Source organism: Streptomyces sp. KMM 9044 (genome assembly GCF_024701375.2).
GTDB lineage: Bacteria > Actinomycetota > Actinomycetes > Streptomycetales > Streptomycetaceae > Streptomyces.
In genome coordinates, this window is the sequence record NZ_CP113910.1 from 3,131,747 (window position 1) to 3,153,521 (window position 21,775).

Genomic DNA, 21,775 nt, shown 5'->3' on the forward strand with positions numbered 1-21,775 from the left:
AGATCTCCCTTCGGTTGTCGTGCGTGAGGGTCTGCTCGCCCTGTCCTCCGTCACCGGGACGAAGGACAGGGGTTTCGGGGGTCAGGTCATCCGGTAGGTGTCGAGGCGGCCGCACATGCCGAAGGCGCGATCATCCGGAGCCGGGGCGTCCGCTGACATGACCTGCGCCTCCCGCAGGTGGGAGCTGTCTGATTCCAGCAGCGCGTCGATGTGCCGGGAACTGGCCGCGACCGCCGCCGCGGGGCCGGCAGTGACGATGTCACGCCATGCGGCCGCCCGTGGCCGTACCAACGCCGCGGCCTGGCGGTAAAGGGTGAGGAGCGGCTCGGGGTTGCCGTCGGCCAGGTGGTCGCGCAAGGTCTGGAACCCGGCGACGGCCAGATCCCGTCGGCGCCGGGCGGAGCCTTCGGGGTCGGCGGGGTCCAGGGTGGCGGCGGCGCGGTAGCGGTCGGCGTCGGCCAGCACATCGGGCGGGAAGGTGAGGACGGCGTCGCCCGCCTCGGGCAGGCCGGCGTTCTGCATCACCACGATCACCCGAAGGCCGCCGTGGTTGACCGCGCGGTGCACCGTGCCCGGGCTGAACCAGGCGACGGTGCCCGTCCGCAGGGGTACGGAGGTGTACCCCTGCGCGGTGAGGGTCTGCAGTTCACCGCCGCCCGCCACGACGACATAGCCCTCGGTGCAGACGGTGTGCAGGTGGGGTGACCCGCCGTGACAGCCGTCGGCGGCCTCCCAGGGGTAGACCTCCAGCCCCGAGAGCCCGGTGCCGCCGGGGAAGGTCACCACGGGTGCTCCTTGAGGTGTCCGGTGATGGCGGCGCGGTCCCACAGTCCGTCGGCGACGACGATCCGGGAGTGGCGTCGCAGGACGTCCCCGTCGGGCAGGACGAGTTCCTCGTGGAAGGCCGGGGACGGGGCGACGGCGGGGAACGGCTCGCTGCGCACGAACCAGTGGGTCCGCCCCTCCTCGCCGGGGTCCTGCTCGAAGACGAGCGTGGAGGCCGCGTCGACCTCGTCGTGCGGGGAGGAGTACGCGAGCCACGACGCGGAGCGGCCCATGACCTCGCCGCCTTCGAGGTCCCCGTCGGCGAGAACCGTGCCGTGGGCCATGTCCCGCGGGCCGCGCCAGAACAGGCCCGTGTAGCCGGCGTCGGGCCTGCCCGCCGTGGTGGGGCTGCCGATCTCCAGGTCGCGGCCGCTCACGTTGGTCAGCGCCGTGCCGAAGCGCAGCTCCCACGCCCCCGCGGTCGTGTCCACGTCGTGAACACGCAGGGTGCGCACCTCGGTGAGCCATTCCTCGCCGTGCGCGGTCACCCATGTCACCCGCTCGGCCAGCACCAACTCCTGCCCGTCGCATTCGATTTCGTCGAAGCCCTCGTGCCTCAGACGCCCGACATTGTCGAGTTGGACGTACCCGTGGCCGGGTGCGGAAGCGTCGAAGGTCGGCCCGCCCCAGAAGTTCTGTCCCGAGACGTGCGACAGGGTCATGGCCAGCCCTTTGTGCCAGCGGTGGTCGTGCGGCCGGTTCGCCGTGACGGCCTGACCGCCCAGCGTGCGCAGAGGGTGCAGGTACGGCGCGGGGCACTCCGAGGGGATCGTGTCGGAGTCAAAGGTGTAGCGCAGCAGTTCCACCCCGTGCCCGGTCAGGCTGAGCGAGGTCTCGTCGCGGCTCAGTTCCAAGGAGGACAAGATCACTCGCTTTCGGTGGAGGAGCAGGACGGGCTGGGGGCCCAGCCGTCGGTGTCGCCGTGCAGCCGGTGGTAGAAGGGGTCCGCCGGAGTCAGGTCCGCGCGCGCGACGGTGGTACGCGTGAACGCCGAGCGGTAGACGGCGGTCACCAGCTCCAGCGTGCGCCGACCGTCCGCACCGCTCACCGGGGGTCGCTCGCCCCGGTCGTAGGCGTCGAGCAGGGCGGTCAGCTGGGCGGCGTGGGAACTGGGTTCGTCGCCGGCGGGAGCCGACCAGCGGGCGATGCGCTCCTGGTCGTCCACATGCGGGGCCGGGGTGTAGGTCCAGTCGTCGTTGCGGTAGCCGTACAGGTGCTCGACCTCTACGGTGGCGTCGGTGAGGTCCACGCGGATGTAGCTCTCCTCGCGCGGGGACAGCACGCTGTTGACCACGGTCGCCAGCGTGCCGCTGTCGAACCGCACGATCGCCATCGAGACGTCCTCGGTCTCCACGTCGCGGTCCAGTCGGCCCGCCATGGCGGTCACCTCGCTCCAGTCCCCGAGCAGCGCCAGCAGTAGGTCCATCTGGTGGATGCCGTGGCCCATGGTCGGACCGCCGCCCTCGCTGTCCCAGGTGCCGCGCCACGGCACCTCGTAGTAGGCGTGCGAGCGGTACCAGGTGGTGCTGCAGTGCGCGACCAGCGGGCGGCCGAGGCCGCCGGAGGCGATCAGATCGGTCGCGTGTCGACCCGCCGCGCCGAAGCGGTGCTGGAACACCACGCTGGCGTAGGCGCCGCCCAGCCGCTCGGCCTCGGTGATCAGGTCGTACTCGGCCAGGGACAGACAGGGCGGCTTCTCCAGCCATACCCAGGCACCCGCCAGCAGGCACTGCCGGGCCTGTTCGGCGTGCAGGCTCGGCGGTGTGCACAGGTGCACCAGGTCCGGCCGGGTGTTCTTGAGCATCTCTCCCAGATCCGTGTAGGAGCCGGGGATGCCGTGGGTGTCGCAGAACGACTTGACACGGTCGGGGTCGACGTCGCAGGCGGCGACGACCTGTACGCGATCACCCTGGGCGGCCAGGGCGGGCAGGTGCGCACCCTCCGCTATGCCGCCGGTGCCCACCAGGGCGACCCGTACGGGTTTGTTCGTCATGGGGCTACTCCTCAACGGCGGTTGCGTGCGGCGACGGATGTCGGGTCGACGAACCGCAGGGCGATCATGAGCAGGACGAGCGTGGTGAGCATGTACACGACGGCCATCGCGTCGATCTGCTGCGAGGGAAGTTGGCCTGCCTGCAGCGATGCCCCGAACAGGGCCACGACGATGGTCTGGCTGTTGGGTCCGGCGACCAGGAAGGTCAGCTCGAACTGGCCGACCACGCGGACCAGGACCAGCACACCGGCGGCCAGCAGGCCGGGAACCATCAGCGGGGTCAGCACCCGCAGGAACACCTGGCGCATCCCCGCGCCGAACACGCGGGCGGCGTCCTCGACGCGTGGGTCGATCTGGTCCACGAACGGGATGAGGACCAGGACGGCGAAGGGAAGCGCCGGCACCAGGTTCACCAGCACGAGCCCGGCGATGGTGTCGTTGAGCCGCAGCTGGTACACCAAGGTGGCCAGCGGCACGGCGTAGCTCATGGTCGGGATGACCTGGGGCACCAGGAACAGCACCAGCACCAGGCGCTTGCCGGGGAAGTCCAGCCGGGACAGAGCGAAGGCCGTCGGGATCGCCACCAGGAGCGACAGCGCCACCACGGCGACCGCGACGATCAGCGTCGTGGTCAGCAGACTCGGGAGGTCGAAGTAGGACCATGCGCCGGAGTACCACGTGGTGGTGACCTGTGCCGGCAGCCACCCGCTGCTGAGCTGCTGGGTGAACGACGCCAGGACGACCACCAGCACAGCGACCAGCAGACCGCCGATGAACGTCCACAGACCTGTCCAGGTGACCGCACCGGTGAGAGTGAAGGCGTGACGGCGGCGCGCGGTGATCTCGGCGGTCATCCTTTACCCCCTGCGGTCGAGCCGCGGTAGAGCTTGCTGCGCAGTGCGAAGACCAGTCCGATCACCATCAGTTGGATGACCGCCATGATGACCGCGGTGGCCGACGCGGTGGCGTACTGGGCGTTGGTGTACTCGGTATAGGCGATCTTGGACAACACCCGGGTGGGGCCCGCGTCGTTGCCGACCAGGGTCGCCGAGGGGAACACCCCGAACGCGAGCACGAACGACAGACAGAACGTGATCGTCAGCCCTGGCAGCAGGAGCGGCAGCGCGATCAGCCGGAACCTGGCCCGGGCGTCCGCGCCCAGCACGGCAGCGGCCTTCTCCAGACTCGGGTCGATGCCCGAGGCGTAGCCGAGCATCAACAGGAACGCGAACGGGAAACCGCTGATCACCAGTGACAGCAGTACGCCGAGGAAGTTGCCGGTCAGCGCGAGCGGCTCGTCGACCAGCCCGACAGTCAGCAAGGCCTTGTTGAACCAGCCCGCCGGGCCGAGGAAGTTGTTCATCGCCGAGGCGACGAACACCGTCCCGAGCGTCATCGGGATGAGCACCACGGCCGTGATGACCCGCTTGCCCCGCACCGGACCCCGCATCCGGTACGCGATGGGCAGCGCGGCCCCGACGTTGATCAGCGAGGCCAGTAGCGCGAGTTGCAGTGTGATGAGGAGGGACTCACGGCTGCCCTGGTTGTCGACCAGGCGGTTGTCGAAGAACGCCTGGTAGGCCGAGAGCGGACCGTCCTTGCCCTGGAACGACAGTCCGAGGCCGTAGAACAGCGGGTAGACGAAGAACACCAGCATGAACAGCACGCCGGGGACGACCAGCCACAGCACCGGGGTGATCCCCCGCGCACGGGCCCACCGGCGCACGGCGCCCCGGCCGCCGGCACTCCGCGAGTTCGCGACGACGGCGCTCACGGCTGTCCACCACTCGCGACCAGGGCGAGCTCCTGCGCTCCGAGCTCCGCGTCGGAGGGGAAGACCTGGATCCGCTCCGGCTTCACGTTGGCGTCGACGACACTGCCCGGTGAGAGAGGCTCCAGCGAGTAGGCATGCACCACCGTGCCGTCAGCGGTGCGCCCCTCGACCGCGAACGTCCGCCCTTGGTACTCGCACACCCGGACCGTGAGCGGGATCGGCCTGCTGGTCTTCTGACCACCGATGAGCAGGTCGTCCGGGCGAATCATGGCCACCGCCTCGCCGTGGGCCCCCTGCGCGCGCCCACCGGGGAACGCCCAGCCGAGGCCGGCGATCTCGACGGTTCCCGCCGCCATGCGGGCCGGAAGCGCGTTGCGGTAGCCGACGAACGCGGCGACGAACGCGTTGGCCGGGCTCTCGTACACCTCCGACGGAATGCCTATCTGCTGCACCACGCCGCTGCGCATGACCACCAGCCGGTCGGCCAGGGACAACGCCTCGGCCTGGTCGTGGGTGACGTACACGGTGGTGAGGCCGAGCTCCTGGTGCAGCAGCCGGATCTCCGTGCGCATGTCCAGCCGCAACTTGGCGTCCAGGTTGGACAACGGCTCGTCCATCAGCACGAGCCGGGGCTCGACCACGATCGCCCGGGCGATGGCGACCCGCTGCTGCTGCCCGCCGGAGAGCTGCCCGGGATGCTTGTCCGCCTGCTCGCCCAGCTGCACGAGGTCGAGCGCCTTGCGGACCCGCTCGACCCGCTCGGCCTTGCCCACCTTGCGCATCCGCAGCCCGAACGCGACGTTCTCGGCGACGGTCAGGTGCGGGAACAGCGCGTAGTTCTGGAAGACCATGCCGAAGTTGCGCTTCTCCGACGGCAGCGTGTCCACCTGCTGCTCGTCGATCCAGATCGATCCGCTGGTCGGGTCCAAGAGCCCCGCCAGCAGGTTCAGCGCGGTGGATTTGCCGCAGCCCGACGGACCGAGGAAGGCGATGAACTCACCCCCCTTCACGGTAAGGTCGAGCCCGTCCAGAGCGGTGAAACCATTGGGGTAGCGGCGGCCCAGCCCGTCGATCCGCAACTCGCCGAACGTTGCCGCGCGACTCACTTCTTCGATCCGATCTTTTCGTTCCACTCCGCGAACTTGGCCTGCACGTCAGCACCCGCCATCGGGGCGATCGGCGTTCCCTGCTGCAGCTTCTCGACCAGCTCCGGCCTGCCGAACTCCTCGAACACTGCCGCGATGTCCTTCGGCGCGAGGCCGGGCGTGACGCCCTTGACCGGGAAACCGCTGCCGTGCAGGGCGTAGGTGAGTGCCTGCTGGTCCGGCTTGAGCATCCACTTGGCCAGGTCGAGGACCACGGCCAGCTTTTCCGCCTCGATCCCGCGCGGCACCGTGACGTACCGGCCCTCGATGACGAGCTTGGGATCGTCGAAGGCGGCGACCTCGATGTCCTTGCCCAGCGTTCCGTTGGCGTGCTGCTGCTGGTCCCAGCCGCCGGAGGTGACCGTCATGTCGATGGCGCCCTTGGTCACGGCGTCGAAGGACTCGGCGGTCTTGGCGTAATAGGTCCCGGTGTACTTGTTGAGCTCGGCCAGGTACGCCCAGGTCTTGTCCCAGGTCTTGGGGTCGTCCGGGTTGGTGTCACCGAGCATGTGCGGCAGCGCGTCGATGAACTGGTTGGCCGGGCCAGAACCGCCGGTCGGATTGGCATAGCTGAACTTGCCGGGGTGCTTCTTGGCCCATGCCAGCAACTCCTCCGGTGTGGTGGGCGGGGTGCCGACCCGGGACTTGGAGTAGGTCAGCAGAGGGCCGTTGGGGTCGGCGGAGTCAGTGATGCCGAACCCGTCGCCCGCCTTCTGCATCACCGAACCCGCCTCGGTGAGCTGCGAGGACAGCTCGGGCAGGGCCGACTCGTAGGCCGGCGTGAGCTGCACCAGCGTCTTCTGCGCCCGCATGTTGGACAGCCCTTCGATGCCCGTCAGCACGACGTCGATCGAGACTCTGCCGGCGGACTGCTGGGCGGCGAGTTTGCCGGCCGCGTCGGCGGGTGCCCCCGTCTCGTAGGTGATGCCGGAGACGAGCTTGGGGTGTGCCTTCTTGTAGTTCTCGATCACCGGCTGCATGTGGGCCAAGTCGCCCGACACGTCCAGGATGTTCAGCTTGACCGGGGAATCGGGCAGCGCGGGAGCCGAGGCCGGTGCTTCGGGCAGAGACTGTATTTCGGGCGTCGAACAGGCCGAAGCGAAGAGAGTTGCGGCCAGCAAACCAGAGACACGTACGGCTGATCTGATCTTCATGGGACAGGCCTTCCTCAATCACCGGGTCCGAGTGCCCGGCGGCGGCGAAGGAAATCGCTTTCCGGACGGTAGGGCCAGCCCCGAATACGTGTCAATGCATACGTCGATACTCTCTCGTCATGTGATCGGAACACTCTCGCCCGTCCGGCCATGACGCCGTCGGAGTGGACCACCCATCGATCTCTACAGCCCGTGAACTGGGCAAATGAGATCGTTGACGCCTTGTCATCACAAGATGGAGGATCACCGGTGAGACGTCCACCGGTGCTCTCGAGCAAGAATCGCCCCGTTGCGCGCAGTGGCGCGGCCGGCGTCCGACACCAGAGGAGGCAGCCCGATGCCCGAAGCGGCCAGATCCCCTGTCACGTTGCGTGATGTCGCTGCTGCGGCGGGCGTCTCGATCACGACTGCTTCCCGCGTCCTGGGGGGCAGCACCCACTCGGTGTCGAAGGCGACCGCCGAACGCGTACGCACGGCCGCCGCGGACCTGCGTTACACACTGAACGCGTCCGCACGGGCCATGCGACGGGCCAGTGAGGCGGTCGCACTCGTCGCGGACGACCTGACCACACCTTCCATGGGCATGGTGGTCGCGGCGATGGAGAGGCAGGCCCGGAAATCGGGCGCGTTCGTCACCGTGTCCTCGACTCGCGCCACCCCGGACAGGCAACTGCAGACCGTCCGACTGCTGCGCGGGCTGCGGCCGAAGGCGCTGGTGCTCACCTCCGGGCGACTGCAGGGCAACCGGCTCGGAGAGCGACTGCTCAAGGAGTTGCGGGCGTACGAGCGCGAGGGCGGCCGGGTCGTCATCGTCGGCGCCGCGGAGGAGGCGTTCGACTCGATCGACCTGGACAACCACGGCGCCGGATACTGCGTCGGCGACTACATCGCGCGATCCGGACACCGCAACGTGGTGGTCCTCGGATCCCAACAGGGCACGGCGAACCTCTCGGCGCGCGCCTCCGGCTTCGTCGGCGGGCTGACCAGCGCAGGAGTCCCCGCCGCGGCCATCCGCACGGTGAACTGCACGGGCGACCGCCGAGGCGGCTTCGAAGCGGCCCGCGCACTGGCCGGCCAGGGGATGACGGCGGTCGACGCCGTCCTCGCCGTCAACGACGCGGTCGCCATCGGCGCGATGTCGGCACTCCGCGACGCCGGTGTCAGCGTCCCCCACGACGTGTCGGTGACGGGAATCGACGACATCCAGCTCGCGGTTGACGTCACGCCTCAACTGACCACGTTCGCACTGCCCTTGACCGATATGGGGGCGACCGCCATCCAGCTGGCGCTGGCCGACCGCCACGAACCGACGACCCTGACGGTCCAGGGCCATCTGGTCATCCGGGGCAGCACCATGCCGAGGGGCAGGCGAGCACCGTGCCCTTGACTGTGCGCCGCCCCGCGACCACACTGCGGAAAGCGATTGCCATACTGGACGTCGACAGTTACTGACGGTGAAAGGCATACGATGTCCGCACTGGACAGCAGGTCCGGATCCGGCGCGACTCCACGCCGCACGCGGGCCGCCGAACCGGAGCCCGCCTCGGTGACCCTGCAGGACGTCGCCACGGAAGCGGGGGTCTCCCTCGCCACAGCGTCCCGAGCCCTCAACGGCGGCAGCCGCGGCGTCCGGCCGGAAAACCTCGCGCGTGTGCGCGACGCCGCGGCCAGGCTCGGCTATGTACCCAACGCCTCGGCACAGGCCACGGCCAAGGGGTCAACCCAGACCGTGGCGCTCGTGGTGAGCGACGTGGCCGATCCCTACTACTCCGCCGTGGCCGCCGGGATCACCGATGCGGCGGAGGCGAACGGGCTCGTCGTCACCATGACCGTCGCCGACCGTTCCCCCCGTCGCGAACTGGAGCTCGCCAGAGGGCTACGAGGTCACCGTCCGCAGATCATCGTCATCGCCGGCAGCCGGATCAACGACAGCGAGACCGAGCAGGAGCTCATCGACGAACTCGCACAGTACCGGGCCACCGGAGGTCGCGTGGTGCTGATCAGCCAGCCAGGCCTTCCCTTCCCCACGGTCACCGTCGACGACACACACGGAGCCGAAATGCTGGCCCGGACCATGGTGCAGGCAGGCTATCGGCGGTACGCGATCATCTGCGGTCCCGACCGCATCAAGACCTCGCTCGACCGGTGCAAGGGGTTCACCACAGGTTTGCGCGCATCCGGCATCGAGACCGATGAGCAGATCCTCATACGCACCCGGTTCACCCGCAGCGGAGGCTACGACGCGGCTCGCGAGCTGGTCGAACGCGGTCTGGGCGACATCGAGTTGATCTTCGCGGTGAGCGACACGATGGCGATCGGTGTGATGACCGCGCTGCGGGACGCGGGCCTGGAGCCCGGCCGTGACATCGCAGTGGCCGGTTTCGACGACATCAGCTCGGCGAGCGACGTCGTACCCGCGCTGACCACGGTCGCCGTGCCGCTCAGAGAAGCCGGAAGCGAAGCGGTCCGGCTCGGGCTGTCCGGCGAGGAGGCCCACCCGGTGCACATCCCGACGACCGTCCATGTCCGGGAGAGCACCCCTCGCGCCCCGGCGTCCGGCCGTTCGCCGACCGGACCGTCCGTGTAGGTACCCCTCCATGTGGGTCGTCAGGTGCAGGGCGCGCCGGGTGACCTCGCCTTGGTCGGGTACGGCGCCTGTCGATCCCCTGGTTTCTGAGGGGCCGCACGGCCCGTCAGCCTGTGGACAGAGGGCGGAGAACTTTCTCCCCGCCGTCCGGATGGGATGAATCGGGGCGGCACGAGCCAAACCCGGCCCTCCTTGTCCAGCGTGGTCGGCCCGGCCACGGTCCCGCCCCCGGGAATCAGGCCGCGACGAGCTCCTGCTCGCGCCCCGGCGTCTTGGCCTTGGGCCTCTTGTTCGGCAGCGAGAGCCGGAAGACCTTGCGCCACGCGGAGAACACCTGCTTGGGCAGCGGCCCGGTGACGTACTCCAGCTCGTACTTTTCGAACAGCGCGCGCACCTTCACCGCGACCTCGGCGTACCGGTTGCTCGGCAGGTCCGGGAACAGGTGGTGCTCGATCTGGTGCGACAGGTTGCCGGTCATGAAGTGCATGGCCCTGCTGCCGCTGATGTTCGCCGAGCCCATCATCTGGCGCAGGTACCACTGGCCGCGCGTCTCGCCCTTGATCGACCGGCGCTCGAAGACCTGCACGCCCTCGGGGAAGTGCCCGCACATGATCACCGAGTGGGACCAGATGTTGCGGACCAGATTCGCGGTGAACGTGGCGGCGAGCGTGGTGAGGAACGACGGGCCCGACAGCAGCGGGTGGATCACGTAGTCCTTGAGTACCTGCTTGCGGATCTTGCGGCCCACGGCCTTGGCCCGCGCGCGGAACTCCGGGTTCTTGCGGCGGCGCTTGTGCAGGTTCTTGCCGAGCTCCAGGTCGTACGCTGCGATGCCGTACTCGAAGAAGCAGGCATTGATGAAGTTCCACAGCGGCTGGCCGAGGTGGAACGGGTGCCACTTCTGGTCCTCGTCGACGCGCATGATGCCGTAGCCGAGGTCGTTGTCCTTGCCGATCACGTTGGTGTACGTGTGGTGCAGCTCGTTGTGCGAGTGCTTCCACTGCTCGGACGGCGAGACGTGATCCCACTCCCAGGTGGTGGAGTGAATCTTCGGGTCTCGCATCCAGTCCCACTGGCCGTGCAGGACGTTGTGGCCGATCTCCATGTTGTCCATGATCTTCGCCACGGACAGACCGGCGGTGCCGAGCAGCCACGCGGGCGGGAAGATCGAGAACAGCAGTACGCCCCTGCTGACCAGCTCGAGCTTGCGCTGCACCGAGATGACCTTACGGATGTAGGCGGCGTCCTTCTCGCCGCGGCCGGCGATCACCTCGTCGCGGATCGCGTCCAGCTCGCGGCCAAGCTCCTCGATCTGCTCCGCGGTCAGGTGGGCGGTGGGGTCGATGGCGGTCAAGGTGCTCCTACCGTTCGATGTCGCAGGGGCCCGCCGCGGCGGACACACAGGTCTGGATGAGGACGCCCGGCTCGGCCTCGGTGATCTCGCCGGTGCGCAGGTCGCGGACGGCGCCCGCCCTGAGCGGCGTGACGCAGCCGAAGCAGATGCCCATGCGGCACCCGGAGGGCATGAGCACGCCGGCCTCCTCGCCGATGTCCAGCAACGGCGTGGCGCCGTCCGCGTCGACGGTCTTGCCGGTGGCGCTGAACGTGACCTCGCCGCCGTCGCCGGCGGCGACGATGCTGGGGCGGAAGCGTTCGGTGTGCAGGCGCTCTCGTACGCCGTGCCCGGTCCAGTGATCTTCGGCGGCGTCGAGCAGGCCCGCGGGCCCACAAGCCCAGGTCTCGCGCTCGGCCCAGTCGGGCACGAGCTCGTCGAGACGGGCGATGTCGAGCATGCCGTCTGTGTCGGTGTGCACCTCGGTGAGCCGCAGCTTCTTGTCCGCGACCAGGTCGTGCAGTTCGTTGCGGAAGATCACGTCGCGCGGCTGTGGAGCGCAGTGGACCATGACGACGTCGTCGAACTCGACGTCGCGCAGCATGCCCATCACGGGCGTGATGCCGCTGCCGGCCGTCAGGTAGAGCACCTTGGCGGGCTTCGCCTGCTGCAGCACGAAGTCACCGGTCGCCTGGTCGAGCTGGATCAGCGTGCCCGGTTTCACCCTGCCGACCAGGTGGTTGCTGACCTTGCCGTCCGGGATCGCCTTCACGGTGATCGTGACGCGGCCGTCCTGACGGTTCGTCGGCGAGGTGATGGAGTAGGCACGCCACAGACGCACCCCGTCGACGTCGACCCCGATCCGCACGTACTGACCGGCTGTGTGGCCGCGCCAGCCCCGCCCCGGCCTGATCACGATAGTCGCGGCGTCACCCGTCTCGGGGTGCACGGCCTCGATGCGCCCACGCAGGTCAGCGCTCGCACGCAGCGGGCTGACCAGGTCGAGGTAGTCCGACGGCAGCAGCGGCGTCGTGACCATCTCCAGCAGTTTCCACGCCCTGCTGCGCAGGGCCGCACTCGTCATGACTCCAGCTTGCTGCGCCTCAAGGCGTAAAGTCCTGACCGCAGGACGTGAATCTGGCCGACAGAATTGTTCGCAGGGAACAAAACGTGAGCCATGCAATCCAAAGGGCCAGCGAACTGGCCCTCAATGAGACGACGGTCACCGCACTTCGGGCCGCGCTGAAGACCACCGCCGACGAGGTCGTCCAGGCGATCATCGACGAGGTCCCTCCCTACGCCAACGCCCTTTCGGGCCACATGGGCGCCACCATCCGCCGAGCCGTCCGCACCGCCCTGGGGCACTATCTGGACCTCGCGAGCGGGAACGCCACAGGCGGCGACGCCGGTGACGCAGCCTACGAGCTGGGCCGCGGCGAGGTGCGCGACGGCCGTTCGATGGACGCCCTGCTCAGCGCCTACCGCGTCGGCGCCCGCGTGGCCTGGCGATGCCTGGCAGCGGGTGCCGTACCCGCAGGTCTGCCCGCCGCCGAAATCGCCAAGTTCGCCGAGCTGACCTTCGCCTACATCGACGAGCTCTCCGCCGCGAGCGCCGCGGGCCATGCCGACGAACTGGCCGCCCGGGGCAGGGCCCACGAGCGCCACCTGGAACACCTGGCCCGCGACCTCCTCGCCGGCGCGAGCCCGGACGCGCTGCTGGCCTCCGTTCAACGGGCCGGGTGGCAGCCTCCGGTTTCGCTGACCGCGGTCCTGCTGCCCGCCGCCCAGGCCCGGCCTGCCTACCGCGCGCTCGACCCGAGCACCCTCGTCCTCGACGACCTGCCGGACGCCACCGGTGTGCTGCTCGTCCCCGATGCCGACCGATCACATCTCTTGCGGCAGCTGACCGACCGCACCGCCGTGGTCGGCCCGGCCCGGCCATGGACTCGTGCATCCGCCTCGTACGCACGAGCCATACGCGCGCGCTCCCTCTCCTCCGATATTCGCGACACCGAGGACCACCTGCCCGAGCTGGTGCTGAGCGCCGACGTGGACGCGTTCGCAGACCTGCGTGCCCGAGCCCTCGCACCGTTGCGGACCTTGCCTGTCGCGACCGCATGGCGGCTGGAGGAGACGTTGCGGGCGTGGCTGCTGCACCAGGGCAGGCGGGACGAGGTGGCGGCGGCGTTGTTCGTCCATCCCCAGACAGTCCGGTACCGGATGTCGCAGCTGCGGGAGCTGTTCCCGGACCTCGCATCGCCCCACCGGGTCCTTGAACTGACACTGGCGGTCGGCCTTCGGGACCGTCGATGAATTAGTGGACCGCTTCGGACAGTCGGCCTCGTGATCGGGTGTAAGACGCTTTGACGGATCGGCGCCCCGTCTGTCAGACACGGCAGCTGCAGTTCGTGAGGCGTGAGGCATCGCCGCCGGCCGGCGTGGTGGGTGGGATGCCTGCGGGCAGGGATACCGCCACCGGCATCGTGGTCTCGTGTGACGAAGGATCAAGAAGCGGTGGCCGCACAGGGCACGGCAGTACACGCCGGGTGGGACGGGCCGTTCGAGGGGTCGACGGGCGGGCTCGCGAGCTGCTTCCCGCGCCGGGAGCCCCGGCTGACCTGCCGGAACATGGTTTCTGGGCTGCTGACGGTCAAGGAATCGGCGAGCTGCTGGTCGTCGGCCGGGGCGATCGGGCGATCGGCCCCAGCGGTCCGCATGTCCTGCAGCACTTCTTGTCGAGGGCCCCCTTCGGCACCGAGGCAACCCGCCGGCCGGTCGCGGCCCGGACGGTGGAGCAACGCGGCGAGAGGGAGGCGATGTTGGTGGTGGACGAGACGGAGGATGAGAAGTCGTCCCTCGACGCGGTCGGCGCGGCCCGGCGGTGCTCCGGGGCGCTGGGCGGGAACTGCGCCCCGAGTGGCAGGACTTCAGCCACCGGCTGCACGAGGCGGGGCACCAGGCGTACTACCTGGTATGGCCCTGACCCGGGTCTTCACCGGTAGCGGGCGGGGTCTCTCGGGTCTCGCCCTCCTCTGTACCGGAGAAGGGCCGTCAGGGGGCCGGGGCACTCGGGGGCACGTCGGCTTCGCCGGGGGCGCCGAAGTGCCCTGGGTGGCGTTGTCGTCCTCTGCCTCGGACTCCTCGGCGCACAAGTGCTCCGCAGTACCGAGTGCTCCGCAGCACTTGTGACTGACGCCCTGGCAGGTCCGTTGCGGACGCCGTCAGGCGGCGGCGTCCAGCGGTTCACCCCGCTCGGCGTCCCGCGGGGACTGGATCAGCGGGGCGCGGGCACGGGCCACGCGAGAACGGACCGTACCGATCGGGCAGTCACCGAGCTCGGCCGCCCCCGCGTAGGGAAGACCGACGGGTTGGGTGAGGACGAACGCCTCACGGCGTTCGTCGGGCAGCGCGTCCAGCAGTTCGGTGAGGGCGTTGCCGTCGTCGAAGCCCGGCAGACCACGATCCTGTGCGCATTCGGTGGCGGCCTGCCAGTCGTCGGTGTCGAGGAGCCGGGGCCGGGCGGACGCGTGCCGGTAGCTGTCGATCACCACTCGGCGGCCGATGGACAGCAGCCGGGTGCGGGCAGAGGAGCGGCCCTCGAACCGGTGCAGGCTGCCGAGGGCCCGCAGGAAGGTGTCCTGGGCCAGGTCGTCGGCGGCCTGAGGGGGGCGGGGCTGAGGTAGGTGACGAAGTGGCGCACGTCTCGGTGGAGAGCACGTACGAAGTTCCCCACCGCCTCTGGATCGACGACCCCCGCCGGTTTCGCCACGGCGGCCGTGCTCTCCCCGGTCGGCGGCCGGGTGGTGAACCGGGTGGGGCCCGCCACGGCGGCCGTGCTCTCCCCGGTCGGCGGCCGGGTGGTGAACCGGGTGGGGCCCGCCACGGCGGCCGTGCTCTCCCCGGTCGGCGGCCGGGTGGTGAACCGGGTGGGGCCGCGGCGGCGGCCGTGCTCTCCCCGGTCGGCGGCCGGGTGGTGAACCGGGTGGGGCCGCGGCGGCGCCCGATGGTCCTCTGGTCTTGGGGGCGGTCGCCCTGGCGCTGGTCGGATCGGCCCCGGGGCCGGGTTCCTGCCGGCCGCCGTCGCGCTCGGCGGCCTGCCGCAGGCTCTGGCCGACCCCTCCACGAACAAGGCGATCCGTGCCGCCGTACCGCCGGTGCGACACGGCTCGGCCCCGGATGAAGCAGTCGGGGGCGCAGCCGACCGACGTCGGCCGCGGCCAGGACACTCATACGGCCTCCCGCGGCCGGCCAGCTCCAGCACCCGGTCGCAGCGCCCGGCCAGGGTCCGGTCGTGCGTGACGGGCGGTCGGCGAGCCCCCCGGTCGTGGACGCGGGCCGGTGGCACCAGATGTGAACGGGCACGCCGGTGGCATTTCACGAGCATCGCTGGGCAGACGGTGGTAGGTCCGGGTGCCGAGCGGTGACGCCCGGCCCTGAACGCCTCCACGAACACGCGGGCGCCGTGCAACAGTGATGAAAGGCCGGTCATGACCACAACCATCGGTGTGGAAGAGGAGTACATGCTGGTGGAGCCGGTCACCGGCCGGTTGGCGCCACGCGCGGAGAAGGTGCGGGCAGCGGCCGGCGTGAAGCCGTTCGTCACCGCCCGGGAGATCCAGTCGGAGCTGTTGCAGGCGCAGATCGAAGTGGCCACCCCGGTGTGCGGCACGCTGGAGGAGGTCGGCGGGCATCTGCTGCGTCTGCGGCACGCCGTGGCCGGAGCGGCGGAGGCGCACGGCTGCCGGATCGTGGCGAGCGGCACGCCGCCGCTGCGCGAGGCGCTGACGGTGCCTGTCACCGACCGGGCCCGCTACCGGGCCCTCCAGCACCAGGCCCCGCAGCTGGTGGCCGAGCAGCTGGTCAACGGCATGCACGTCCACGTCTCCGTCCCCGGCCGGCACGTCGGCGTCCAGGTACTGAACCGGATCCGCGTCTGGCTGCCGCTCCTGACCGCCATGTCGGCGAACTCCCCCCTGTGGGAGGGCAGCGACACCGGCTTCGCCAGCTGGCGCACCGTTGTCTTCGGCCGCTGGCCGGTCAGTGGCGTCCCGCCGCGCTTCGCCGACGACACGGACTACGACGCACGGGTACGCCGTCTGCTGGCGGCCGGGGTGATCGGCGACACCGGCCAGCTGTACTGGCAGGCGCGCCTGTCCGAGGACTACCCCACCGTCGAGATCCGCTGCCTCGACGTCCAGCTGCGCACGGACGACGCGGTGATGTTCGCCGGGCTGCTGCGCGCCCTGGTCGACACCGCCCTGCGCGAGACGGCCGACGGCGTCGAGGAGCCGGATCCCGCTCCGGAACTGGTGGACGCGGCGATGTGGCAGGCCGCGCGCTACGGACTGAGCGGTGAGCTGATCGATTCGCGCGGCCGGCGCCGGCGGGCGGGGGACGCCGTGTACGGACTTCTGAAACATGTCGGCCCCGCCCTGGAAGAGGCCGGCGACAGCCGCGAGGTGACCTCACTGGTCCACCGGCTGCTGCAGCAGGGCACGGGAGCGGACCGCCAGCGCCAGACGCTGGCCGAGAACGGCCCCGACGCCCTCACGGCCATGATCATCGAGGCCAGCGGCATGCCCTGACCGCCGGAAGCGGCGACGGCGGTCGGCGGCGCGGCGCCGGACAGCACGTGCGGGGGTGACAGGACAGGCCGCGCAGGCCTCCGCCCGTCGTCAGGCGTGCGCCGGATGACGGGCGGCACGGACCACCAGGACGACGGCGCCCGCGGCCACCGCGGCTCCGGAGGCCACCGGGGAAGCGCGGCAGGCGGCGGGGCCGCTGCCCGGCGTGAGGTCGCGCAGCCGGTCGAAGACGCCGAGAGGGACGCCTCGCAGGGCGTTGCCCGGCGGGCGCCGGGAGGGGGCGGGCCGGGGCGGTTGCCCGCACCGCTTCCCACACGGCGCTCATGCGCCGCAACCGGCGATCGCCGAACGCAGCCCGCAGGCGGGGCAGCAGCTCGTCCTCCTCATGAGGTCGCCGAAGGGCCCGCTCGCGCTCCACGGGATCGCGCCACGGCGTACGGACGGCTTCCCCCCGGCCGGCCCGGCGAGAGGTGCGGCGCATGTCCGACAGGTCCTCGGCAGCGCTGATGAGGCTGGTGCAGGCGAGTCACACAGCTACCCTCGAACAGCTTCCGGAGATGATCGCCGAGCACACGGAGGGGGCCGGCCTGCGGGACACGGCCGTCTTCGCCGTGAACCTCCGCGAGACCGTGCTGCGCCAGATCACCTGCCCGTACTGCTGCGCGGCAACCGGTGGCCACGGAGCTGGCCCGCCCGTCGGCCGGGCCCACGGGCACCGGTCTCGGGCTGCCGGTGACCGAGCGCCGGGAGCAGTTGGAGCCCGGTGACCATCTGCTGCTGTACACCGACGGCATCGTCCAGGCTCGCGACACCCGGGGCAGGGAGTTCGGGCGGGGCCGGTTCATCGAGTTCGTCCTCCGCCAGCACTCGGGCCGGCACACCCTGCACGAGACGCTGCGCCGGCTCATGGCGGCGGTGCCGGACCATCACCACGGCGCGCTCGACGACGTCACCGTGCTTCTCACGGAGTGGCGTGGCGGTCACCAGCAGGAGCTGATCCCGTGGGGTACCTGATGACGACGGCCCCGAGCGAGCCGCACGCCGCATGCGGTGACCGGGAACCCGGTCACCGGCCGAACACCTGGGTCCACGTCCAGTCGCTCGTGACCACGCCCACGCCCATCGTCTTCAGCGAGCAGTTGAGGATGTTCGCGCGGTGGCCCTCGGAGTTCATCCACGACTCCATGACGCTCGCGGCGGAGCTCTGGCCGCGGGCGATGTTCTCGGCACCCGGGCTCGGGTGGCCCTGCGCGGTGATCCGGTCGACGAAACTGCTGCCGTTCTGCCCGGTGTGGGAGAAGTAGTCGTTGGCGGACATGTCCTCGCTGTGCAGCTGGGCCGCCTTGTTCAGGCGGTCGTCGAGCGTCACCGGTGAGCACCCTGCTTCGGACCGCTCGGCGTTGGCGAGGGACAGGACCTCGGCGGCGTTGCCGCCTCCCGGAGCGGCCGCGGGCGCGGACCCGGTGGTCGGTGCCGCCTGGGGGCGCGTCGTCGTCCTCTCGGGCTGTACGGGGGCCGGGGCGGCGGACTTCGTACGGGACGTGTCGGCGCTCGGTGTGGGTGAGGACTTCGGCTCCCGCGACGCGTCCGGTGAGGCGGAGGCCGAGGACGGGGCGGAAGCGGAGGGCGAGGGCGAGGCCGAGGCCGAGGTGGGGGGTTCCGGCGACGAGGGATCCGGTGCCGTGGCTTTCGGGGCTCCCTCCCAGGCCGACTGCACCTTGTCCGCCTCACCGTCCGGCGTCAGGAGGGCCCACCCGGATATCGCACCGCCGGTGACCAGCAGCGCCGCGACCACGGCCGTGATGTTCCGGCTCCGCCGCCTGCGTGCGCGGCTCTGCGCGCGGCTGCCCGCGGGGCCGCCGGTCCGGCGGTCCGCGCCGCGGCCCGCACGGCGTCGGCCCACCTCCACCGTCCCGAGGGGCTCGGCCGGGGAGCCGGCGGGCGCCGGGCCTCCCGCGTCCCCGTACGCCCCCGGTCCCGCCGCCGCGTGGCCGGCGAAGGACATCGGCGCCGCCTCCGCCGTCCCGGCGCCGAGAGCGGCGAGCAGGCCCGCCGCGACCGGCACCAGCCCCAGCCCGACCAGCAGGCCCTCCGCCGGGACCAGCCCCGACTGGAAGCCCGCGCAGACCGTGCAGTCCCGGGCGTGCCGTGCGATGCGCTTGCGCCACAGGGCCGAGGGGACGCCGTCCCAGGCCGCGGTGATGTCGTCCAGCAGGACACAGCGCGGCCGCGCGGACAGTGCCCGTACCACCAGCCGGGCCGTCTCCAGCTGTGCCTTCATCCGCTGTACGCGTACCGCGGTGTGCTGCGGCGGCAGCTCCAGCGCGGCGGCGACCTCCGCCCGGGTCAGCTCGCCCGCCGCCTCCAGCCACCACAGCGACAGCAGCGCCTGGTCGTCGGGGTCCAGCCAGCGGGTGGCCTCGGCGGCCTCGCGCCGCTGGCCCTCCAGGCCGAGCCGCAGGATCGTCAGGTCCACGAAGTCGGCACCGGGGTCGGCGACGTCGTGCGCGTCGTGCAGGCCCGACCGGACCGGCCCCGACCGGCTGTCGTTCTCGCTGCGCCAGTGGCGGCGTATCTGGTTCATGGTGATGGCGACCAGCCAGGACCGGAAGCACCCGGGGTCCTTCAGCGAGCCGAGGGAGCCGAGGGCGCGGAGCATGGTCTCCTGCACCACGTCCTCGACGTCGGGGTGCCCGTTCAGGGCCCGGCCCACGATGTTGTAGACCAGCGGGAGGTAGGCGGCGACGAGTTCGTCCTGGGCCCGCAGGTCGCCGCGCCGTGCCGCCTCGACCGTCTCCCCGCCGGGTTCGCTGCTCGATGACATGCTCGTCCACGCTCCTTCTCGGTCCTGGCCCGTACTGCCCTGTCACAGGAGGAGAGCCGTCGCCGGGGGCCGGATAACACAAAGCGCGGGAGTCGTTCCCGTCCGCGCGAGCCCCCACGCACGTACGCGCGTTCGGTCACCGCGGGGAGAGTGTGGCACAGGGCCCCGCGCATGGCGGTGAGCGCCGTCACCGTCCGCGGCGCGGACACACCGGCACGGTCACCGGCCTGGTTCGCCGGCGTCGGGGTGCGGCAGCGGGCCGCCGCCCACAGTGAAGCCGATCACCGTGCCGCCGCCGGGCCGGCGGATGGCGTAGGGGGCGCCCCCGTGGGCCAGGGCCACCTCGCGGACGATGGAGAGACCGAGCCCCGAACCGGGGAGGGAGCGGGCGTCGGCGGCGCGGAAGAAGCGGTCGAAGACGCGGATCAGGTCACCTGCGGCGATGCCGGGCCCCCGGTCGCGGACCTCCACCCGTACGGTGCCCGGCCGTGCGGGCCCCGCGACCGTGATGTCGATGGGCGCCGTGCCGTCCCGGTCGAACTTGACGGCGTTCTCGACCAGGTTGGACACCGCCCGCGTCAGCATCCCGGGCCGTCCGTCGGTCGTGGTGTCGCCGCTCGCGTGGACGGTGATCTCGCGGCCGCCCCGGCGCCGGGCCAGTCCGGCCACGTCCTGGGCGATGACGGCGAGGTCGACCCGGCACGGCGGCTCGGTGTCGGACTGGCCGGCGGCGAGCTCGACGAGTTCGTTGACCAGATCGGTCAGCTCACGGGCCTCCTGGGTCAGGTCGGCGACGAGTTCCTCGCGGGCGTCGGGCACAAGCTCGTCGATACGGCGCAGCAGGGAGATGTTGGTCCGCAGCGAGGTGAGCGGCGTACGCAGTTCGTGGCCCGCGTCCTGGACGAGCCGGCGCTGGTCGTCCTCGGACTGGGCGAGCCGGCCGAGCATCCGGTCGAAGGCACGGCCGAGCCGCCCCACCTCGTCGTGACCGGCGACGGGCACCTGGATGCCGAGCCTGCGGGTGCGGGCGACGTCCTCGGCGGCGGCGGTGAGGACGACCAGGCGTCGGGTGATCCGCCGGGCCAGCCACCAGCCGAACAGACCGGCCGCGACCACCACCGCCACCATCAGGACGAGCGTGCGCCGCTGGAGGGTCAGCAACAGGTCCTCGATGTCGCTGAACTCCTGCGCGACCTGCACCGCGCCCCGGCCGCCGCCCAGCGCGACGGTCGCGACGCGGTAGACGTCGTCGCCGACGTCGACGTCCGCGTGCTCGACCACCCGCCCGGCGACGGCAGCACCCGCGACCGCGCGGTCCGCGGCGACCACCGGCAGCCCCGGGTCGCCCGGGTCGACGATCCGGCCGTCCGGCCCGAGGACCTGGACGTCCGTCCGGGCGGGCCGGACCAGGTCGTGGCCGGGGGCGGCGGAGGAAAAGTCGACCGGCGACATCCGGTTCGCCCGGACCGCACCCCGCAGGTCCTCCACGACCTCGTCGAACACCGTCTGCTGGTCCACCCGCAGCAGCCGGGCGGCGGCGCTGTAGGACAGGAGGCCGACCAGGACGGTGATCGTGGCCGTCACCGCGGCGAACGCCACCGCGAACTTGGTGCCGAGCGACAGCAGCCGCGGCCGGCGCCGCCCGGCCGGGGCACCCGCCGGGGTGCGCGAGGTGCCCACGGTGCGCGAGGTACCGCGTGCCACTCAGTCCTCCCGCAGCACGTAACCCACCCCGCGCACCGTGTGGATCAGCTGCGGCGCGCCGGGCTCGTCGAGTTTGCGGCGCAGGTAGCCGACGTAGACGGCGAGGTTCTTGGAACCGGGGCCGAAGTCGTAGCCCCAGATGCGGTCGTAGATGGTGGAGTGGTCGAGGACGACGCCCGCGTTGCGCAGCAGCAGCTCCAGCAGCTCGAACTCGGTGCGGGTCAGCTCCAGCTCCCGCCGGCCCCGCCAGGCCCGGCGCGCCCGCGGATCCATGCGCAGCCCGGCCGCCCCGACGAAGCGCCCCGCCTCCGGGACACCCGGCCGCCCGTCCGGGGCCTCAGGTGCCCCCGGCGGTGTCCTGGGGGGGTGCGTCTCCTGAGCCGGCGGCCCGGCGGACACGGACGGTACGGGCGGCACCCGGCGCAGCAGGGCGCGCAGCCGGGCGAAGACCTCCTCGACGTCGAACGGTTTGACGACGTAGTCGTCGGCGCCCGCGTCCAGTCCTTCGATCCGGTCGGCGGTCTCCACCAGCGCCGTCAGTATCAGTACGGGGGTGCGGTCGCCCTCGGCGCGCAGCACCCGGCACACCTGGAGTCCGTCGATGCCGGGCATCATCACGTCGAGCACGAGGACGTCGGGCCGGCTGCGGTGGACCTGCGCCAGCGCCTCGACGCCGTCGGCGACCGCGGTGACCCGGTAGCCCTCCAGGGTCAGGGCACGCTCGAGGGCGTTGCGGATGGCACGGTCGTCCTCGGCGAGCAGCACGGTGGGGGTGTGGGGCGCGGTAGGGGGCACAGGGCCAGTCTGCCAAGCACCGCCGCAGCCCGGGAACGACCGGTGTCCCGCGGGCC

General features: G+C 71.2%; 17 protein-coding genes and 1 pseudogene. 5 read left to right on the top strand and 13 right to left on the bottom strand.

The window, feature by feature from the left end:
* Nucleotides 1-81: 81 nt before the first annotated feature.
* The 7 genes from HUV60_RS14000 to HUV60_RS14030 are packed head-to-tail and all read right to left on the bottom strand — an operon-like array spanning nt 82 to nt 6,891.
* Nucleotides 82-786, bottom strand: coding sequence for a cupin domain-containing protein (locus tag HUV60_RS14000; RefSeq protein WP_257850932.1), 705 nt, complete (start codon nt 784-786; stop codon nt 82-84).
* Nucleotides 780-1,679, bottom strand: coding sequence for a PmoA family protein (locus tag HUV60_RS14005; RefSeq protein ID WP_257850931.1), 900 nt, complete (start codon nt 1,677-1,679; stop codon nt 780-782). The genes HUV60_RS14000 and HUV60_RS14005 overlap by 7 nt, the downstream gene beginning before the upstream one ends.
* A gap of 11 nt (nt 1,680-1,690) precedes the next feature.
* Nucleotides 1,691-2,818, bottom strand: coding sequence for a Gfo/Idh/MocA family protein (locus HUV60_RS14010; protein WP_257850930.1), 1,128 nt, complete (start codon nt 2,816-2,818; stop codon nt 1,691-1,693).
* Between the two features lie 11 nt (nt 2,819-2,829).
* Complete coding sequence (locus HUV60_RS14015) at nt 2,830-3,672, bottom strand: ABC transporter permease (RefSeq protein WP_257850929.1); 843 nt, start codon at nt 3,670-3,672, stop codon at nt 2,830-2,832.
* Entirely contained in the window at nt 3,669-4,592 is a 924-nt protein-coding gene (locus HUV60_RS14020) for an ABC transporter permease (protein WP_257850928.1), read from the bottom strand. The genes HUV60_RS14015 and HUV60_RS14020 overlap by 4 nt, the downstream gene beginning before the upstream one ends.
* Nucleotides 4,589-5,698, bottom strand: coding sequence for an ABC transporter ATP-binding protein (locus tag HUV60_RS14025; RefSeq protein ID WP_257850927.1), 1,110 nt, complete (start codon nt 5,696-5,698; stop codon nt 4,589-4,591). Before HUV60_RS14025 ends, HUV60_RS14020 begins: the two co-directional genes overlap by 4 nt.
* Nucleotides 5,695-6,891, bottom strand: coding sequence for an extracellular solute-binding protein (locus HUV60_RS14030; RefSeq protein ID WP_257850926.1), 1,197 nt, complete (start codon nt 6,889-6,891; stop codon nt 5,695-5,697). Before HUV60_RS14030 ends, HUV60_RS14025 begins: the two co-directional genes overlap by 4 nt.
* 367 nt (nt 6,892-7,258) lie before the next feature.
* Here HUV60_RS14030 and HUV60_RS14035 point away from each other — a divergent pair, with 367 nt between their 5' ends.
* Together HUV60_RS14035 and HUV60_RS14040 are read left to right on the top strand one after the other, a co-directional pair.
* Complete coding sequence (locus tag HUV60_RS14035; RefSeq protein ID WP_257850925.1) at nt 7,259-8,278, top strand: LacI family DNA-binding transcriptional regulator; 1,020 nt, start codon at nt 7,259-7,261, stop codon at nt 8,276-8,278.
* 81 nt (nt 8,279-8,359) lie between these two features.
* On the top strand, nt 8,360-9,478 hold the full coding sequence (locus HUV60_RS14040) for a LacI family DNA-binding transcriptional regulator (protein WP_257850924.1): 1,119 nt from the start codon (nt 8,360-8,362) through the stop codon (nt 9,476-9,478).
* A 235-nt stretch (nt 9,479-9,713) separates the two neighbouring features.
* On the opposite strand, the gene HUV60_RS14045 is transcribed toward HUV60_RS14040, so the two are convergent.
* A complete protein-coding gene (locus HUV60_RS14045) occupies nt 9,714-10,832 on the bottom strand; it encodes a fatty acid desaturase family protein (protein ID WP_257850923.1) in 1,119 nt (372 codons plus the stop codon).
* Between the two features lie 7 nt (nt 10,833-10,839).
* Entirely contained in the window at nt 10,840-11,895 is a 1,056-nt protein-coding gene (locus tag HUV60_RS14050) for a ferredoxin reductase (protein WP_257850922.1), read from the bottom strand.
* 86 nt (nt 11,896-11,981) lie between these two features.
* Between HUV60_RS14050 and HUV60_RS14055 the strand changes: the two genes are divergently transcribed.
* A complete protein-coding gene (locus HUV60_RS14055) occupies nt 11,982-13,124 on the top strand; it encodes a PucR family transcriptional regulator (RefSeq protein WP_257850921.1) in 1,143 nt (380 codons plus the stop codon).
* Between the two features lie 908 nt (nt 13,125-14,032).
* Here HUV60_RS14055 and HUV60_RS14060 read toward each other — a convergent pair.
* Nucleotides 14,033-14,637 (bottom strand): annotated as a pseudogene (locus HUV60_RS14060) (sigma-70 family RNA polymerase sigma factor).
* Between the two features lie 661 nt (nt 14,638-15,298).
* On the opposite strand from HUV60_RS14060, the gene HUV60_RS14065 reads away from it, so the two are divergent.
* Together HUV60_RS14065 and HUV60_RS14070 are read left to right on the top strand one after the other, a co-directional pair.
* Complete coding sequence (locus HUV60_RS14065; RefSeq protein ID WP_257850919.1) at nt 15,299-16,396, top strand: carboxylate-amine ligase; 1,098 nt, start codon at nt 15,299-15,301, stop codon at nt 16,394-16,396.
* 672 nt (nt 16,397-17,068) lie between these two features.
* On the top strand, nt 17,069-17,410 hold the full coding sequence (locus HUV60_RS14070; RefSeq protein ID WP_257850918.1) for a serine/threonine-protein phosphatase: 342 nt from the start codon (nt 17,069-17,071) through the stop codon (nt 17,408-17,410).
* A gap of 52 nt (nt 17,411-17,462) precedes the next feature.
* Here HUV60_RS14070 and HUV60_RS14075 read toward each other — a convergent pair whose 3' ends face one another.
* The 3 genes from HUV60_RS14075 to HUV60_RS14085 form a co-directional block, all read right to left on the bottom strand.
* The gene (locus HUV60_RS14075) at nt 17,463-19,220 is read right to left on the bottom strand and encodes a sigma-70 family RNA polymerase sigma factor (RefSeq protein ID WP_257850917.1); all 1,758 of its coding nucleotides are present in this window, start codon (nt 19,218-19,220) and stop codon (nt 17,463-17,465) included.
* 219 nt (nt 19,221-19,439) lie between these two features.
* Complete coding sequence (locus HUV60_RS14080; protein ID WP_257851733.1) at nt 19,440-20,900, bottom strand: HAMP domain-containing sensor histidine kinase; 1,461 nt, start codon at nt 20,898-20,900, stop codon at nt 19,440-19,442.
* A gap of 24 nt (nt 20,901-20,924) precedes the next feature.
* Entirely contained in the window at nt 20,925-21,719 is a 795-nt protein-coding gene (locus HUV60_RS14085) for a response regulator transcription factor (RefSeq protein WP_257850916.1), read from the bottom strand.
* Nucleotides 21,720-21,775 lie beyond the last annotated feature (56 nt).

Coding starts and splice junctions, on each gene's coding strand:
- HUV60_RS14065 (WP_257850919.1), top strand. CDS start 15,299: ATGACCACAACCATCGGTGTGGAAGAGGAGTACATGCTGGTGGAGCCG.
- HUV60_RS14030 (WP_257850926.1), bottom strand. CDS start 6,891: ATGAAGATCAGATCAGCCGTACGTGTCTCTGGTTTGCTGGCCGCAACT.
- HUV60_RS14075 (WP_257850917.1), bottom strand. CDS start 19,220: ATGTCATCGAGCAGCGAACCCGGCGGGGAGACGGTCGAGGCGGCACGG.
- HUV60_RS14040 (WP_257850924.1), top strand. CDS start 8,360: ATGTCCGCACTGGACAGCAGGTCCGGATCCGGCGCGACTCCACGCCGC.
- HUV60_RS14050 (WP_257850922.1), bottom strand. CDS start 11,895: ATGACGAGTGCGGCCCTGCGCAGCAGGGCGTGGAAACTGCTGGAGATG.
- HUV60_RS14015 (WP_257850929.1), bottom strand. CDS start 3,672: ATGACCGCCGAGATCACCGCGCGCCGCCGTCACGCCTTCACTCTCACC.
- HUV60_RS14010 (WP_257850930.1), bottom strand. CDS start 2,818: ATGACGAACAAACCCGTACGGGTCGCCCTGGTGGGCACCGGCGGCATA.